This is a genomic window from Micromonospora sp. KC606 (assembly GCF_004348675.1).
In the GTDB taxonomy this organism is placed as follows: domain Bacteria; phylum Actinomycetota; class Actinomycetes; order Mycobacteriales; family Micromonosporaceae; genus Micromonospora.
Map to the genome: position 1 here is coordinate 1 of NZ_SMKN01000045.1, position 15415 is coordinate 15415.

Below are 15415 nucleotides of genomic sequence, written 5' to 3' on the forward strand. Positions count from 1 at the left end.
GGGTCGCCGGGGCTCTGTTCCTCCGGGCCGCCCGGCGCGCTGAAGTCGAAGTTCGCCAGCTCGTCGTCCAGATCGGTGCTGCGGGTCGCGAAGGCCACCGGGTCGGCGAAGTCGTCGTCCGACGGGAGCAGGTCGGGGTGGCCCCAGACCGCGTCCCGACCGGCGATGCCTCGGTGCGTGGTGAGCGCCGCCCAGAGCGCGGACGCCTCACGCAGCCGACGCGGACGCAACTCCAGGCCCACCAGCGCGGCGAAGGTCTGCTCGGCCGGCCCGCCGGCGGCCCGGCGACGGCGGAACGCCTCACCGAGGCGTACCACGTTCGGCAGGCGCTCACCGGCGGCGTTGTCCACCACGTGGCAGACCCACCCCTCGACCAGCGCCAGCACCGTCTCCAGCCGGGCCAGTGACGCCTTCTGCGCCGGGGTGTCCTCCGGGGTGAAGATGCCCTCCAGGGCGATCGCCTGCATCGACTCCGGGTCGGTCGGGTCGACCCGACCCATCGCCTCCTCGATCGCCTCCCGGTTGACCCGGATGCCCGAGGCGTAGTTCTCCACCGCGGCCAGCACATGCCCGCGCAGCCACGGCACGTGCTCGAAGAGCCGCTGGTGGGCTGCCTCGCGCAGGGCGACGTAGAGGCGTACCTCGTCCTCCGGCAGCTCCAGGCCCTCGCCGTACGCGCGGATGTTGGCCGGGACCAGCGCCGCCGTGCCGGCCGGGCCGAGCGGCAGGCCGATGTCGCCGGCGGAGAGCACCTCGGCGGCGAGCGAGCCCAGCGCCTGGCCGAGCTGCCCGCCGAAGAGTGCCCCGCCGAGGGTGGCCACCATGGACTGCATCGGGCCGAGCTGGGCGCGTGCCTCCGGCGGCACCAGATCACCCATCGCGCCGACCATCCGGCTGGCCACCGGGTCGCAGAGCTTGCGCCAGACGTCCAGGGTCTTGTAGATCCACTCGTTGCGGTTCCAGGCCACCGACGTGCGGATGCCCGACGGCAGGTCGGAGGCGGGCTCCAGCCAGAGGTCGGCGATCCTCAGCGCCTCCTCCACCGCGTGCCGCTCGTACGGCGACACCGCCGGGTCGCCCGTCGCGGCGAGCTGACTGGCCGCCACCTGACGGGCTAGGTCCCAGTTGACCGGCCCGCTGCCCGACGCGGAGAGCAGGTGCTGCAACTGCGACATGAACTGCTGCATCTGCGCGGGGTCGTTGGGGTCTGGTGGTTGCCCACCCGGGAGCGCGAAACCGAACGGAATATCAGGCACGACGTCTACGGTACGCGGACCGCGCCGCAGGTAGCCGCCACTGGCGTTGCGCTGAGGGCGAAGTCGTCAGCGCATCGTCCGGCCCGCCCCAGCCTGGTCGGTACGCTCTGCCGCATGAGACGTCGCGGCGTGACCGTCCTGCTCGGTGCTCTGCTCACCACCCTGCTGAGCATCGGTGTGCTCGGTGCGCCCATCCCGTACGTGGTGCTCGGCCCCGGTCCGACCGTCGACACTCTGGGCACCTCCGACGGCAAGGAGATCATCCAGGTCGGCGGCCGGTCGACGTCGACCTCCGCCGGGCAGTTGCGGATGACCACGGTGGGTGTGCAACCCACGGTCAAACTACGCGCGGCGATCGCCGGCTGGCTGTCGAAGGACGAGGCGGTGGTGCCGCGCGAGCTGGTCTACCCGCCGGACGAGAGCCAGGAGGAGGTGGACAAGCGCAACGCCGAGGATTTCCGCAACTCGCAGACCAGCGCCGAGACCGCCGCCCTGGTCGAGCTCGGCTATCCCGTCCAGGTGGTGGTCAAGGAGGTTGCGGCGGACGGCCCGTCAGTCGGCGTGCTCAGAGCCGGTGACATCGTCACCACCGTCGACGGGGCGAAGGTGACCACCGCGGGGAAGCTGGTCGAACTGGTTCGGGCCAAGCCGGCCGGCACCGCGCTGAGGATCGGCTACACCCGGGACGGGGTCGCCGGGACGGCCACCGTCACCAGCCGCGAGCAGGACGGCCGGCCGAGGATCGGCCTGGTCCCCGACCAGCGCCAGCCGCATCCGTTCACCCTCAAGATCGACCTGAACAACATCGGCGGGCCGAGCGCCGGGTTGATGTTCGCCCTCGGCATCATCGACAAGCTCGAACCGGCCGACCTCACCGGCGGAAAGATCGTCGCCGGCACCGGCACCATCGACGACGAGGGGCAGGTCGGGCCGATCGGCGGCATCGCCCAGAAGCTGGTCGGGGCGAAGGAGGCCGGGGCCGACGTCTTCCTCGTGCCGGCCGGGAACTGCGCCGAAGCGGTCCGCAATCCGCAGCCCGACCTGCCCCTGATCAGGGTCGGCTCATTGGCCGAGGCATTGACGGCGCTGGAGACGCTCCGGTCCGGAGGGCAGCCGGCACGGTGCTGATCGCGCATGCCGGCGGCGACGTGGCACGACCGTGACCGGACAGTGTCAGGAACACCCCGTACTCTGGGTGCCTGTCCGGAGCCGATCACATCGAGCGTGCGGAGCCAACAGTGGTCATGCGTAGCAGCCCCCTGCCGAGGATGAGTCGGCGCGGACGCGTCACCATCGGGGTTTTGGTCGGGGTGTTCGTGTTGTTCACCCTGCTCGGCTGGGGCGTCCAGGCGTGGACGGACTGGCTCTGGTTCCAGGAGGTCCGTTACACCCAGGTGTTCACCGGTGTGCTGGTCACCCGGCTGCTCCTGTTCCTCACCGTCGGCGTCGGCCTGGCGCTCTTCGTCGGCGGCAACCTCTGGCTGGCGTACCGGCTGCGGCCGATGCTGCGACCGCACTCGTTGGAGCAGGCCACCCTGGAGCGGTACCGGATGCTGATCAGCCCCCGGATCGGCACCTGGATCAGCCTGACCGCGGCCGTGCTCGGGCTCTTCGCCGGCCTGTCGGCGCAGGGCCGCTGGAACCAGTGGTTGCTCTTCCGCAACGGTGGCTCGTTCGGCGTCAAGGATCCGGAGTTCGGCGTCGACGTCGGGTTCTACGTCTTCCAGTTGCCCTTCCTGCGCTACCTGCTCGGCGTCGGCTTCACCGCGGTGGTGCTCGCCCTGCTCGGCGCGTTGGCCGCGCACTACGTCTTCGGCGGGGTGCGGTTGCAGGGCGTCGGCGACCGGATGACCAACGCGGCACGCGCTCACCTCAGCACGTTGGTCGCCGTCTTCGTCCTGCTCAAGGCCGTCGCGTACGTGCTGGACCGGCGGGCGATGCTGCTGGAGTACAACGAGGGGGCGAAGCTCTACGGCGCCGGCTATGCCGACGTCAACGCCCTCCTGCCGGCCAAGGAGATCCTGGCCTGGATCTCCGTCGTGGTGGCGATCGCGATCATCGTGTTCTCCAACGCGGTGATGCGGAACCTGGTCTGGCCGGGCATCTCGCTGGCCCTGCTCGGCGTCTCCGCCGTCGCGATCGGCGGCATCTACCCGTGGGCGGTGCAGACCTTCGAGGTGAAGCCGAGCGCCCGGGACAAGGAGGCGCCGTTCATCGAGCGCAGCATCACGGCCACCCGGACGGCGTTCGAACTCGCCGACACGAAGACCACCGGGTACGCGGCGAGCAACCTGAGGCCCCCGGCGAGCCTGGCCTCCGACACCGCGGTGGTGCCGAACGTGCGGCTGCTCGACCCGCAGCTGGTCTCCGAGACCTACACCCAGCTCCAGCAGGTCCGCGGCTTCTACGACTTCGGTCCGAAGCTCGACATCGACCGGTACTCGGTGGCGAACAAGACCTCTGACTACGTGGTCGGCGTGCGCGAGATCAACTACAACGAGCTGACCGACCAGCAGAGCAACTGGATCAACAAACACACCGTCTACACCCACGGGTACGGCCTCGTGGCGGCCCCGGCCAACCAGGTGGTCTGCGGCGGTCAGCCGTACTTCGTCTCCGGCTTCCTCGGCGAGAAGGCGCAGGAGGCGTGCTCCTCGCAGGCCGAGCAGATACCGGCCAGCCAGCCACGGATCTACTACGGCGAGCGGATGGGCCCGAACGACTACGCCATCGTCGGGCAGTCCGAGGCGGGCAAGCACGCCGAGTTCGACCGCCCGACGCCGACCACCGGCGGCGAGCAGTACTACACCTACACCGGTGAGGGCGGCGTCGAGATCGGCTCGTTCACCCGCCGGCTGCTCTACGCGATCAAGGAGCAGGAGACCAACTTCCTGCTCTCCGAGGCGGTCAACGACAACTCCCGACTGCTCTACGTACGCAACCCCCGTGACCGGGTGGAGAAGGTCGCGCCCTTCCTCACCCTCGACGGCGACCCGTACCCGGCGGTGGTCGGCGGCCGGGTCCAGTGGATCATCGACGGTTACACCACGGCGGCCACCTACCCGTACGCCGAGCGGGTCAACCTGCAGACCGAGACCGCCGACGAACTGACCAACCGGGGCACGTTCCAGCTGGCCCGGGAGAACGTCAACTACATGCGCAACTCGGTGAAGGCCACCGTCGACGCGTACGACGGCACCGTCCGGCTCTACGAGTTCGACGAGGACGACCCGGTGCTCAAGGCGTGGAACAAGGCCTTCGGCGGTGACCTGGTGCTGCCGAAGAGCGCCATCCCGGCGGAGCTGGCCGCGCACTTCCGCTACCCGGTGGACATGTTCAAGGTGCAGCGGAACCTGCTCACCAAGTTCCACGTCACCGAACCCGGCGACTTCTACTCCGGGCAGGACTTCTGGCAGGTGCCGAACGTGCCGGACGCGCCGGACAGCGGGCAGAAGCAGCCGCCGTACTACCTGTTCACCCAGTTCCCGGGGCAGGAGTCGCCCCGGTTCCAGCTCACCGCCGCGGTCACCCCGAACGGCCGGCAGAACCTCGCCGCGTTGATCTCCGGGTCGTACGTCGACGGCCGGCCCCAACTGGAGGTGCTGGAGCTGCCGGACCAGACCCGGGTCTCCGGGCCGGTGCAGGTGCACCAGCAGATGACCAACAACGCCAACATCCGGCAGCAGCTCAACCTGCTCTCGTCCAACCAGGCGCAGGTGCAGTACGGCAACCTGCTCTCCCTGCCGTTCGGCGACGGGATGCTCTACGTCGAGCCGGTGTACGTCAAGAGCAACCAGCAGGACGCGTACCCGCTGCTGCAGAAGGTGCTGCTGTCCTACGGCGACGGCGGGTCGTACGTGGTGTTGGCCGACAACATCACCGACGGGATCAAGCAGCTCGTCGACCAGGGCAAGCGGGCGGCGCCGGGCACCCCGCCGCCGGCCGATGACACCCCGCCGCCGCCCGGCGGCACCCCGCCGCCTCCGGGTGGCACCGCCCCGTTGACCGGTGAGCTGGCCGCCGCGGCGGAGCGGGTGCAGTCGGCGATTGTCGAGGTGAAGGCCGCGCAGACGTCCGGCGACTTCGAGCGGTACGGCCGGGCCCTCAAGGCGCTGGACGAGGCGATGACCGCGTTCCAGCAGGCGCAGCGCACGGCTGCTCCGGGCGGTGGCGCGGCGCCGACGCCCAGCGGCAGCCCGTCCGGCTCACCCGCACCGTCGCCGAACGCCTGATCCGTTCCGACGGCGAGCCCGCGACCCGACGACCGGCACCGGTCGGCAGGTCGCGGGCTTCGTCTTGCCAAGCTGGTCGCCCGCAACCTCGGTGCTGGGGACCGAGGGCTAGGAGGGTAGTTCCAGCCCCAAGTCCCAGGTCGACGCAGACATTCGCCGCACGGTGGAGGCGGTCCGGGGCTGGCTGGATTGAGGGGTGCCGGGCCCGTTTTGCGGGTTCGGGGGCCGGTGCGCTACGGTTAACGAGGCGACGCGGGGTGGAGCAGCTCGGTAGCTCGCTGGGCTCATAACCCAGAGGTCGCAGGTTCAAATCCTGTCCCCGCTACCACGACGAACGGCCCGAGGATCTGATCCTCGGGCCGTTCGCCTCTCCCGAGGCCGGGCCGTCGGCCCGCGTTCCAGCCCTGGCGCCCAATCCGCGATCTTCAGGCCCGCCCTGGTCCGTGACCCACGATCTTCGCGGCTCGGCTCTCCAACCCGGTTCCGGCGGGCCAGGAGGGTGGGGCAGGGTTCCGGAGCGGCGTTCGGCGTCCGTCCGACCAGTCGGGGCCGCCGCTTACGTCGGCCGAGGGTGCCCGGACGGTCGATCCGGGGACCCGACGGATCTCCACGACGGGGATGCGCTAGGCTTATGGAGGCGACGCGGGGTGGAGCAGCTCGGTAGCTCGCTGGGCTCATAACCCAGAGGTCGCAGGTTCAAATCCTGTCCCCGCTACCACGACGAACGGCCCGAGGATCTGATCCTCGGGCCGTTCGCATTCCCCCGGGCCTCCGATGTCCGGGTCCCACGTGCGGCTGGTCGACCAGGGCGTTCGGCCTGTCCGGGTGCCGAGGTTGCCCATCTCGGTCAGGATGGGGGCATGTCTTCTTGGAACAGGTGGTGGGGCCGACTGAGCGCGGTCCTCGGAGCGGTCGTGCTCTCGGTGTTCGTGCCGGTCGCGGCCTGGGCGTCCACGGGCACGGGTGAGCTGGTGGTGGAGGCGGCGCGACGCAGGGGCCGGGGTGGCGGATTCCTCGGCCTGTTGTGCTGCCTCGTGGTGGTCGTGGCGATCGTCCTGCTGGTGCTGCGGCTGATGCGCAACCGTCGCAACCGTCCGCCGCGCTGACGGTCCCGAGCCGGGTGATCCGATCCACGACCGCGCGCCCGGGCCGCGACCCGCGTGGGGTCGCGATCCGTCGTGCCGCGACCCGGGTTGTTCGCGCGACCCGGCGCCGGCGACCGGTCGTGGGTCGGCACGGGGTCGCGGTCAGGCGGCGAGGGCGGACTGTGCCTGCGCCATGAACCTGAAGGTGGTGGTCCGCACCCCGGCCTCCCCGGAGCGGATGGTCCGGGCCGAGGCGGCGAGCAGCGTGCACACCCGTCCGTGCCCCTGGGGCGGTGGTGCGGGTGCTGCGCCGACCAGATCGCGCAGTGCCGTGCCTAGGGCGGCGACGCGCCTGGGCACCGGGTCGGTGAGCGACCGGGTGACGGCCTCCCGTACGGCGAGGTCGGGCGGGAGCCCGCGTTCGATGCTGAGGACGCGGCCCGCCTCGACGTCGGTGGCGAGGAACCGGATGACATCGGCCACCAAGGAGGGGTGCCGGGTGCCGTGGAACCCGGCCCAGTACATCGAGGCACGGTCCCACTCGGCGGCAGTCGGGCCGGGGAAGCCGACCAGGGCCAACTCGTCGTTGGTGTGGCGCTGCAACTCGGGAAGCTGGTGCGACCAGGCGAACGAGGCGGCGGTGTGCCCGGTCACCACGAGTTGCCGCGCCGGCTCGCCGCCGTCGGCCCGGTCGACGAGCGCCGGCGCCGGGGTGGCCAGCTCGAGCCGGGCTCGCTGCCAGAGCTCGAACCAGTCCACCAGGAGGTTCGAGTCGAAGCCGAGCTGCCGTCCCTGGTAGAACTTCGCGCCCTGGCCGCGCAGCCAGAGCCACAGCGCGCGCTGGTCGCCCGAGGGATCCATGGTGCCGGCCACCCGGCCGTTGCTGGCCCGGGTCACCCGGGCGGCCCACGACACGTAGTCGGCCCAGGGCATGGCCGTCGGCGCCGGCACCCCGAGCCGACGCAGCAGATCCTTGTTGTAGACGACGGCCGCGTGGGTCTGCGCGGCCGGGACGCCGACGGTGCGTCCGTCCACCTGGCTGTACTCGACCAGTCCGGGCGGCAGGTTACTCAGGTCGAGTCGGCCGTCCGCGGCGTACGGGCCGAGGTCGAGTGTGATGCCCCGGTGCGCGTACTCGGTCAGCATCGAATCGTCGAGCTGGAGCAGGTCCGGCACGTTGCCGCCGGCGGACTGGGTGGCGAGCCGGTCGTAGTAGCCGTCCACCCCCTGCCAGGTCACCCGGAAGGTGACCCGGGGGTTGCGGGTGGAGTAGAGCCGCAGGGCCCGCTCGGTCGACTGGGCCCGAAGGGTGTCGCCGAACCAGAAGACCGACAGCTCGGTCGGCCCGTCGTCGGTGCGGCCGGCGGCCTCCTCGCGGCATCCGGTGAGCCCGCCGGCGGCGAGCGCCGGCACCGCCAGCAGTGCGCCGAGCAGCCGCCGCCGGGCCGGGTCGACGCCGGGCCGGGAAATCGGGGTACGGGCAACGGGCACGGGGGCTCCTGGGTAGGTGGACGGGGGCCGGACCATTCACGCAGGCCCGCGTCCGGGTGTCAACGGACTGCCGGTTCCGGTGACGGCAACGGCTGCGAGAGGAGCGGCGTCGGCGCACCGGGTGTTGCCCGCCGCGTGGTCTACTAGGCCGCGTGGAACTTCTGCACTCCGGCAAGGTACGGGACGTCTACGCCGACGGCGACGACCTGATCCTGGTCGCCTCCGACCGCATCTCGATCTACGACGTGGTGCTGCCGACCCCGATTCCCGACAAGGGCAAACTGCTCACCGCGCTCTCGCTCTGGTGGTTCGAGCAGCTCGCCGACCTGGTGCCCCACCACGTCCTGTCGGCCACCGACGTGCCGGCGGAGGTCGCCGACCGGGCGATCCGCTGCCGCCGGCTGGACATGGTGCCGGTCGAGTGCGTGGCGCGCGGCTACCTCACCGGCGGTGGTCTGAAGGAGTACCAGGCCACCGGCAGGGTTTCCGGGGTGGAGTTGCCGCGCGGCCTGGTCGAGGCGTCGATCCTTCCCGAGCCGATCTTCACGCCGTCGACCAAGGCGCCGGTGGGGGAGCACGACGAGCCGATCACCTTCGCCCAGGTGATGGAGAAGGTAGGCGCCGAGACCGCCGAGCGGTTGCGGCAGATCACCCTCGACGTCTACCGCCGGGGCGCGGAACTCGCCGCCGACCGGGGCATCCTGATCGCCGACACCAAGATCGAGCTGGGGTGGGCGGCCGACGGCACGCTCATGATCGGCGACGAGTTGCTCACCTCGGACTCGTCCCGGTTCTGGCCGGCCGAGTCGTACCAGCCCGGCCGCGCACAGTTCTCCTACGACAAGCAGTACGTCCGGGACTGGGCGGTGCGCACCGGCTGGGACAAGCAGCCGCCGGCGCCCGAGGTGCCCGCCGAGGTGGTCGAGGCGACCCGGGCCCGCTACGTCGACGTCTACGAGAAGCTCACCGGCAACCGCTGGGCCTGACCGAGGGCCGGTGCCCGGTGACCCCGCCGCACAGCCGGGCCGGCGGTGCCGTCACCCCACCCAGTCCAGGGTGCGGGCGACGGCCTTGCGCCACTGACGTAGCTCCCGGTCGCGGTGCGCGGGCGTCATCGTGGACTCCCACTGGGCGTCCGAGCGCCACTGGGTCCGCAGGGTGGCCAGGTCCGGCCAGAACCCGACCGCCAGGCCGGCCGCGTACGCCGCGCCTAGGCAGGTGGTCTCGGTGATCCGGGACCGCACCACCGGCACGTCGAGGACGTCGGCGAGGAACTGCATCAGCAGGCCGTTCGCCGTCATCCCGCCATCCACCCGGAGCCGGCGCAACGCCACGTCCGAGTCGGCGTTCATCGCGTCGACCACCTCACGGGTCTGCCAGGCCGATGCCTCCAGCGCGGCGCGGGCCAGGTGACCCCTGGTGATGTAGCCGGTCAGCCCGGCGATCACCCCCCGGGCGTCGCTGCGCCAGTGCGGCGCGAACAGCCCGGAGAAGGCCGGCACCACGTAGCAACCGCCGTTGTCGTCGACCGTGCGGGCCAGCTCCTCCACCTCCGTGGCGGAGGAGATTAGGCCCAGGTTGTCCCGCAGCCACTGCACCAGCGAGCCGGTCACCGCGATCGCCCCCTCCAGCGCGTACGCTGCCGGGTGCCCGTCGATCTGGTACGCCACCGTGGTGAGCAGGCCGTGCGTGGAGGGGACCGGGCTGGCTCCGGTGTTCAGCAGCAGGAAGCTGCCGGTGCCGTAGGTGCACTTCGCCTCGCCCGGCTGGAAGCAGGTCTGCCCGAACAGGGCGGCCTGCTGGTCGCCGAGGGCGCTGGCCACCGGCACCCCGGGCAGCAGCCCCTCGGCGGTGCCGTACACCTCGGCCGAGGAGCGGATCTCCGGCAGCATCGCCGCCGGCACCCGCATGACGTCGAGCAGCTCCGGATCCCAGTCCAGGGTCTCCAGGTCCATCAGCATGGTCCGGCTGGCGTTGGTCACGTCGGTGACGTGCCGCCCGGTCAGCTTCCAGATCAGCCAGCTGTCCATGGTGCCGAAGAGCACCTCACCCCGCTCCGCGCGCTCGCGTAGCCCGTCGACGTTGTCCAGCAGCCAGCGCAGCTTCGGCCCGGCGAAGTAGGTGGCCAGGGTCAGGCCGGTTCGTTCGCGCAGCTTCTGCTCCCCGTACGCCTCGGCCAACTCGTGCAGCAGTGGGCCGGTGCGGGTGTCCTGCCAGACGATGGCGTTGGCCACCGGGCGGCCGGTGGAGCGGTCCCAGACGACGGTGGTTTCCCGCTGGTTGGTGATGCCCACCGCCGCCAGCCCCGCCGGGCCGGCGCCGGCGTCGGCCAGCGCGTCCCGGACCACCAGCTGGACGTTGGACCAGATCTCCTCGGCGTCGTGCTCCACCCAGCCCGGCTGGGGGAAGATCTGCCGGTGCTCGCGCTGGGCCACGGAGACGATCTCCCCGGCCCGGTCGAAGACGATGCACCGGGACGAGGTGGTGCCCTGGTCGATGGCGGCGACGTACTCTCCGGTCATGGCGGCACCGTACCCGGCGGGGCCGCCCCCGGAGAACAGGTGCCGGCCCGTACGATCTGGGAACGTGCGTGACATCGCTGTCTTCAGTGGAACCGCCCATCCCGACCTCGCCGCCGAGATCTGCGCCCACCTCGACGTCCCCCTGCATCCGGTACGGGTGTCCCGGTTCGCCAACGACTGCCTCGAGGTGCAGTTGCAGGCGAACTGCCGGGAGCGGGACGTCTTCCTGATCCAGCCGCTGGTGCCCCCGGTGCAGGAGCATCTGGTCGAGCTGTTGCTCATGATCGACGCCGCCCGGGGCGCGTCCGCCGGACGGATCACCGTGGTGCTGCCGCACTACGCGTACGCCCGGTCGGACAAGAAGGATGCCCCGCGCATCTCCATCGGCGCCCGGCTCGTCGCGGACCTGCTCACCTCCGCCGGCGCCCACCGGGTGCTGGCGCTGACCCTGCACTCGCCGCAGGTGCACGGTTTCTTCAGCGTCCCGGTCGACCACCTGCACGCGCTGCGCGAGCTGGCCGCGCACTTCCGCCGGTACGACCTGAGCAACGCCGTCGTGGTCTCGCCGGACCTGGGCAACGCCAAGGAGGCGGCGGCGTTCGCGCGGATGCTGGGCACCCCGGTCGCCGCCGGCGCCAAGCAGCGGTTCAGCGACGACCGGGTCGAGATCAGTACGGTGATCGGTGACGTCGGCGACCGGGACGTGATCGTCCTGGACGATGAGATCGCCAAGGGCAGCACCGTCATCGAGCTGATGGCCCACCTACGGGAGCGCAACGTGCGCTCGATCCGGCTCGCCTGCACCCACGGGCTGTTCTCCAGCGGCGCGCTGGACCGGCTCGGCTCGCAGGAGGGGGTGCTGGAGATCGTCTGCACCAACACCGTGCCGATTCCGGAGGAGAAGCGGGTGCCGAAGCTGGAGATCCTCTCCGTGGCGCCCGCGCTGGCCGAGGCGATGCGCCGGATCCACAACGGCGAGTCGGTCAGTGCCCTCTTCGGCTGAGCCCGGCGACGCGACCAGCCGCGCGGGGCGTTGGTCCGCGCCGGCGGCTGCGCGGGCGCGCTAGTCCGTACCGGCAGGCCGGGGGGCGGCGAGGGTCGCGCTGATTCGTACGGTGGTGCCGGCCGGGCCGCTCTCGACCTCCATCGTGTCGCTCAGCTCGCGGGCCAGCCACAGCCCCCAACCGCCCGCGGTGTCCGGTGCCGGCCGGGACCGGTCGCCCAGCCGCTGGGCGCTGATGCCGCCCCCGTGGTCGGCGACCTCGCAGACGATCGCGCCAACGTGTTGCCAGAGCCGCAGGCGGCCCCGCCCGCCGCCGTGCCGGACGGCGTTGGTGATCAGCTCGTTGACCGCCAGCACGAAGTCGTCCAGGCGTTGGCCGCCCAGCCCAACCGACTGCGCACAGGAGCCGACCGAGTGTCGCAGCTCGGTCACCTGTGCCTGGTCGAAGGGCTGGGCAAGGAGAAGGGCGGGTTCGATGGGCACAACCGTACGTGGTGGTGGCGGATCTGCGTTCGTCATGCCCTGTCCCGACGGCGGGTCTCGGAGTTATTCGCGACATTTCCACCGTACGTCAGGATTCTCGACCTGGCGCAGGCCGGCTCGGTCGGAAGCCCGGCGGGGTGTGGCATCGTGTCGGCCATGTCGTCGCCGGGTGGTTTCGAGGACCCGCTCTGGCGGTCCATCGCCGTCTTCCGGTTCGCCTCGCTGGCGTACGTCTGCGTCCTGGTGGCCCGTGACGCCGACCGGTACGCCCACCCGTTCGTCGCCGTCGCCGTCCTGCTGGTGATGCTGGCCTGGTCCGGGGCGGCCACGGTCGGCTACGCCCGGCCGACGAACCGGGGCTGGCCGCTGCTTCTGGCCGACCTGACGATGGCGCTGGCCGTCCTCGCGGTCACCCCGTGGGTGGTCGGCCGGGCGGCGCTCGCCGCCGGCACCCCTACCCTGGCCGTGGTCTGGGAGGGCGGTCCCGTGCTGGCCTGGGCAGTCTCCGGCGGCCGGCGGCGCGGCGCGGTGGCCGGGGTGCTGCTGGGCGTGGCGGACCTGGCCGCCCGCGGGTTCAGCACCCCCTCGGTCACCGGGCTGATCCTGCTGCTGCTCGCTGGGGTGATCGTGGGGCACGTGGCCCGGCTGGCGGTGACGGCCGAGGAACGGATGCAGCGGGCGGTGGAGCTGGAGGCGGCCACCCGGGAGCGGGAGCGGTTGGCCCGGGGGATCCACGACTCGGTGCTCCAGGTTCTGGCGCTGGTGCAGCGGCGCGGCGCCCACCTCGCCGGCGAGGCCGGCGAACTGGCCCGCCTCGCCGGCGAGCAGGAGGCGGCGTTGCGGGCGCTCATCGCCGGCGGCGACCCGGTGCCCGCCGCAGCGGAGGACGACGCGCTGGATCTGCGCGCCCTGCTCGGCCGGTACGCCTCGGCGGCCGTCTCGGTCTCCGTTCCGGCGACCCCGGTCCCGCTGCCCGCCCGGACGGCGCGGGAGGTGGCGGCGGCGACCGTGGCGGCACTGGACAACGTCGAGCGGCACGCCGGTGGCCGGGCTTGGGTGCTGGTCGAGGACGAGGGGGAGATGGTGACCGTCTCGGTGCGCGACGCCGGCCCCGGCATTCCCGAGGGCCGCCTCGACGAGGCGGCCCGACAGGGGCGGCTCGGCTGGGCCCAGTCCATCCGGGGCCGGGTCGCCGACCTCGGCGGCGAGGTGCGTATCGCCTCCACCCCCGGCGAGGGCACCGAGATCGAACTGGTCGTTCCGAGGAAGGGGGGATGAGCGTGGTGCGGGTGATGGTGGTCGACGACCACCCGATGTGGCGCGAAGGGGTGGCCCGTGACCTCGCCGAGGCCGGCCACCATGTCGTCGCCACCAGCGGGGAGGGACGGCAGGCGATCCGGGTGGCCGCAGCCGCCCGCCCGGATGTGGTGGTGCTCGACCTCCAACTGCCCGACGTCTCCGGCGTGGCCGTGATCCGGGGGCTGCGCGCCGCGCTGCCCGAGGTGCGGGTGCTGATGCTCTCGGCCAGCGGCGAACAGCAGGGCGTGCTCGACGCGATGAAGGCCGGCGCCACCGGCTACCTGGTGAAGTCCGCCGCGCCGGCCGAGTTCCTCGACGCGGTCCGCCGTACCGCCGCCGGGGAGCCGGTCTTCACTCCGGGGCTGGCCGGGCTGGTGCTGGGGGAGTACCGGCGGCTCGCCGCCGCGCCGGCGCGGACGGTCGACAACGGGCGGGACCACGTCGCGCCCCGGCTCACCGAGCGGGAGACCGAGGTGCTGCGGCTGGTGGCCAAGGGCCTGTCGTACAAGCAGATCGCCGGGCGGTTGGGGCTGTCGCACCGGACGGTGCAGAACCACGTCCAGAACACGCTGGGCAAGCTTCAGCTGCACAACCGGGTGGAGCTGACCCGCTACGCGATCGAGCGCGGGCTGGACGCCTGACGGATCAGTGCGCCTCCGGGGGGCGGGTTTCGTGGACCGCCAGCTCCTCGGCGCTGGCGCCGCCACCGGCCGCGCCCGCGTCGTACGCGACGTTGTCGGTCTCCTGGTCGGTGTGCGCGCCCTCGTCCGGTTCGACCAGCCGGCCCACCTGGTGGTCGGCGACGGTGCCGAGTTGGCCGTGGTCGTAGATCGATACCGGGGAGTTCGGGTTCGAGGTGGGGCCCGGGTCGAGCACGTCGGCGTCGAGCTGGGCCTGGGCGGCGGCCTCGTCGCTGTCCGCCTCGGCGGCGATGTCCGGGTCGACCGGGCCGGCCAGCGGGTCGTCGGGGGCGCGCTCGTACTGCTCCCGCTGGAGCTTGTAGTCCAGCGACTCGCCGTCGAGCTGCTCTTCGGCGGTGGTCCCGAAGTGGTCCACCGCCACCGGCGTCCGGTCGCCCGGCAGCTGGGCCGGCGCGGGGCCGTCCGCCTCACGGCCGGTGAGGACGTCGTCGTTGGCGGTCGAGTCGTCGTCGGCGGTGTCGGGCAGGCCATCGGCCTCGGGGTCGGACAAGGGGGTCGGGTACTCGTCGTCGCGCATGGCTGACCACTACCCACTGCTGCCCATCGGGTAACCGCCACTGCGGCCTGAGATCGGGATGAAAGGGGAAAATCAGCCCTAGTGTGCGATTTCGTCCTCGGCGTGCAGCACGCACCACACCACCTTGCCGGTCGGCACCCGGGTGCTGCCCCAGCGCCGGGCCACCGTGTCGATGAGCAGCAGGCCACGACCCCCGGTCGAGGTCAGCGGAGCCCTCCCGGCGTACGTCGGCTGCTGCCGGGAGTGGTCGCGGACCGCGACGTGCAGGGAACTGTCGCGTGGGGCCAGCCGGACGGTCATCGGCGTCCGGGCGTGCGCCACCACGTTGTTGACCATCTCGGTGACCGCGATACACGCCGGCTCGGCCAGCTCCGGCATGCCCCAGCGGGCGCAGCCGTCGGCCACCAGCTCCCGGGCCCGGCGCGCCGCCCCCATCTCGGGTGCCAGGTCAAGGGCGAGCAGGGCGGCCAGCGGGCTGCGGGCCAGCGCGGCGGTGGCCTCGTCCAGGGTGGCGTAAACGGTCAGCCCGGCGACCGGCGGCCCGGCGACCGTCCCGGCCGGGTCCAGGACCAGCAGGTCGGCGGCGGGCCAGTCGACGACGGTACGCCGCACCTCGGCGAGCATTCGGGCGGCCGTCGCGTCGGTCGAGCGGAGCCCGGCGACGTCCACCACGATCGGGCCGGGCCGGTCGCTGAGCCGGGCCAGCAGGGCGGCCCGAACCCGGTCGGCGGCGACCGGCTCCAGCAGGCCGCTCAGTCGCACGACGGCGGACGACCCGTCCACCTCGACCAGGCATCGCGCGTCCGTCGGCATGATCGTCCCATTG

At 72.1% G+C, this 15415-nt stretch carries 13 protein-coding genes and 2 tRNA genes; 9 read left to right on the forward strand and 6 right to left on the reverse strand.

From position 1 onward, the window contains the following. Window positions 1-1187, reverse strand: a 1187-nt coding sequence (locus E1193_RS12350) for a zinc-dependent metalloprotease (protein WP_132183348.1), incomplete at its 3' end; no start/stop codon positions are given. Between the two features lie 183 nt (window positions 1188-1370). On the opposite strand from E1193_RS12350, the gene E1193_RS12355 reads away from it, so the two are divergent. The 5 genes from E1193_RS12355 (at window position 1371) to E1193_RS12375 (ending at window position 6594) form a co-directional block, all read left to right on the forward strand. Further along, window positions 1371-2384: a PDZ domain-containing protein gene (locus E1193_RS12355; protein ID WP_165945719.1), complete on the forward strand. Its 1014-nt coding sequence runs from the start codon at window positions 1371-1373 to the stop codon at window positions 2382-2384. A gap of 116 nt (window positions 2385-2500) precedes the next feature. Beyond that, window positions 2501-5488: a UPF0182 family protein gene (locus E1193_RS12360; RefSeq protein WP_207922679.1), complete on the forward strand. Its 2988-nt coding sequence runs from the start codon at window positions 2501-2503 to the stop codon at window positions 5486-5488. Between the two features lie 251 nt (window positions 5489-5739). Further along, a tRNA-Met gene (locus E1193_RS12365) sits at window positions 5740-5816 on the forward strand. Between the two features lie 313 nt (window positions 5817-6129). After that, window positions 6130-6206 (forward strand) — tRNA-Met (locus tag E1193_RS12370). Window positions 6207-6348: 142 nt separating this feature from the next. Continuing rightward, window positions 6349-6594 carry a hypothetical protein gene (locus tag E1193_RS12375; RefSeq protein WP_132183317.1) on the forward strand — a complete coding sequence of 82 codons (246 nt, stop codon included), beginning with the start codon at window positions 6349-6351 and terminating at the stop codon, window positions 6592-6594. 141 nt (window positions 6595-6735) lie between these two features. Here the strand turns inward: E1193_RS12375 and E1193_RS12380 are convergent, their stop codons facing one another. After that, a complete protein-coding gene (locus tag E1193_RS12380) occupies window positions 6736-8064 on the reverse strand; it encodes an extracellular solute-binding protein (RefSeq protein ID WP_243707549.1) in 1329 nt (442 codons plus the stop codon). 152 nt (window positions 8065-8216) lie between these two features. Between E1193_RS12380 and E1193_RS12385 the strand changes: the two genes are divergently transcribed. After that, entirely contained in the window at window positions 8217-9050 is an 834-nt protein-coding gene (locus tag E1193_RS12385; protein ID WP_132183321.1) for a phosphoribosylaminoimidazolesuccinocarboxamide synthase, read from the forward strand. Between the two features lie 51 nt (window positions 9051-9101). Here the strand turns inward: E1193_RS12385 and glpK are convergent, their stop codons facing one another. Next, window positions 9102-10586, reverse strand: coding sequence for a glycerol kinase GlpK (gene glpK / locus E1193_RS12390; RefSeq protein WP_132183323.1), 1485 nt, complete (start codon window positions 10584-10586; stop codon window positions 9102-9104). 64 nt (window positions 10587-10650) lie between these two features. On the opposite strand from glpK, the gene E1193_RS12395 reads away from it, so the two are divergent. Continuing rightward, window positions 10651-11589 (forward strand): ribose-phosphate pyrophosphokinase, encoded by a 939-nt coding sequence (locus E1193_RS12395; RefSeq protein ID WP_132183325.1) that lies wholly within the window; start codon window positions 10651-10653, stop codon window positions 11587-11589. A gap of 60 nt (window positions 11590-11649) precedes the next feature. Here the strand turns inward: E1193_RS12395 and E1193_RS12400 are convergent, their stop codons facing one another. Continuing rightward, a complete protein-coding gene (locus E1193_RS12400) occupies window positions 11650-12108 on the reverse strand; it encodes an ATP-binding protein (protein ID WP_132183327.1) in 459 nt (152 codons plus the stop codon). 120 nt (window positions 12109-12228) lie between these two features. Between E1193_RS12400 and E1193_RS12405 the strand changes: the two genes are divergently transcribed. Further along, complete coding sequence (locus E1193_RS12405; protein WP_132183329.1) at window positions 12229-13350, forward strand: DUF5931 domain-containing protein; 1122 nt, start codon at window positions 12229-12231, stop codon at window positions 13348-13350. Then, the gene (locus tag E1193_RS12410; RefSeq protein ID WP_132183331.1) at window positions 13347-14012 is read left to right on the forward strand and encodes a response regulator transcription factor; all 666 of its coding nucleotides are present in this window, start codon (window positions 13347-13349) and stop codon (window positions 14010-14012) included. The genes E1193_RS12405 and E1193_RS12410 overlap by 4 nt, the downstream gene beginning before the upstream one ends. A gap of 4 nt (window positions 14013-14016) precedes the next feature. On the opposite strand, the gene E1193_RS12415 is transcribed toward E1193_RS12410, so the two are convergent. Together E1193_RS12415 and E1193_RS12420 are read right to left on the reverse strand one after the other, a co-directional pair. Continuing rightward, complete coding sequence (locus E1193_RS12415) at window positions 14017-14589, reverse strand: DUF5709 domain-containing protein (protein ID WP_132183333.1); 573 nt, start codon at window positions 14587-14589, stop codon at window positions 14017-14019. Between the two features lie 78 nt (window positions 14590-14667). Continuing rightward, a complete protein-coding gene (locus E1193_RS12420) occupies window positions 14668-15402 on the reverse strand; it encodes an ATP-binding protein (RefSeq protein ID WP_132183334.1) in 735 nt (244 codons plus the stop codon). Between the last annotated feature and the right edge of the window lie 13 nt (window positions 15403-15415).

Excerpts from the sequence above, each read along its gene's own strand:
- E1193_RS12355 (WP_165945719.1), top strand. The coding sequence starts at position 1,371 with ATGAGACGTCGCGGCGTGACCGTCCTGCTCGGTGCTCTGCTCACCACC.
- E1193_RS12360 (WP_207922679.1), top strand. The coding sequence starts at position 2,501 with ATGCGTAGCAGCCCCCTGCCGAGGATGAGTCGGCGCGGACGCGTCACC.
- E1193_RS12375 (WP_132183317.1), top strand. The coding sequence starts at position 6,349 with ATGTCTTCTTGGAACAGGTGGTGGGGCCGACTGAGCGCGGTCCTCGGA.
- glpK (WP_132183323.1), bottom strand. The coding sequence starts at position 10,586 with ATGACCGGAGAGTACGTCGCCGCCATCGACCAGGGCACCACCTCGTCC.
- E1193_RS12400 (WP_132183327.1), bottom strand. The coding sequence starts at position 12,108 with ATGACGAACGCAGATCCGCCACCACCACGTACGGTTGTGCCCATCGAA.
- E1193_RS12405 (WP_132183329.1), top strand. The coding sequence starts at position 12,229 with ATGTCGTCGCCGGGTGGTTTCGAGGACCCGCTCTGGCGGTCCATCGCC.
- E1193_RS12410 (WP_132183331.1), top strand. The coding sequence starts at position 13,347 with ATGAGCGTGGTGCGGGTGATGGTGGTCGACGACCACCCGATGTGGCGC.
- E1193_RS12415 (WP_132183333.1), bottom strand. The coding sequence starts at position 14,589 with ATGCGCGACGACGAGTACCCGACCCCCTTGTCCGACCCCGAGGCCGAT.
- E1193_RS12420 (WP_132183334.1), bottom strand. The coding sequence starts at position 15,402 with ATGCCGACGGACGCGCGATGCCTGGTCGAGGTGGACGGGTCGTCCGCC.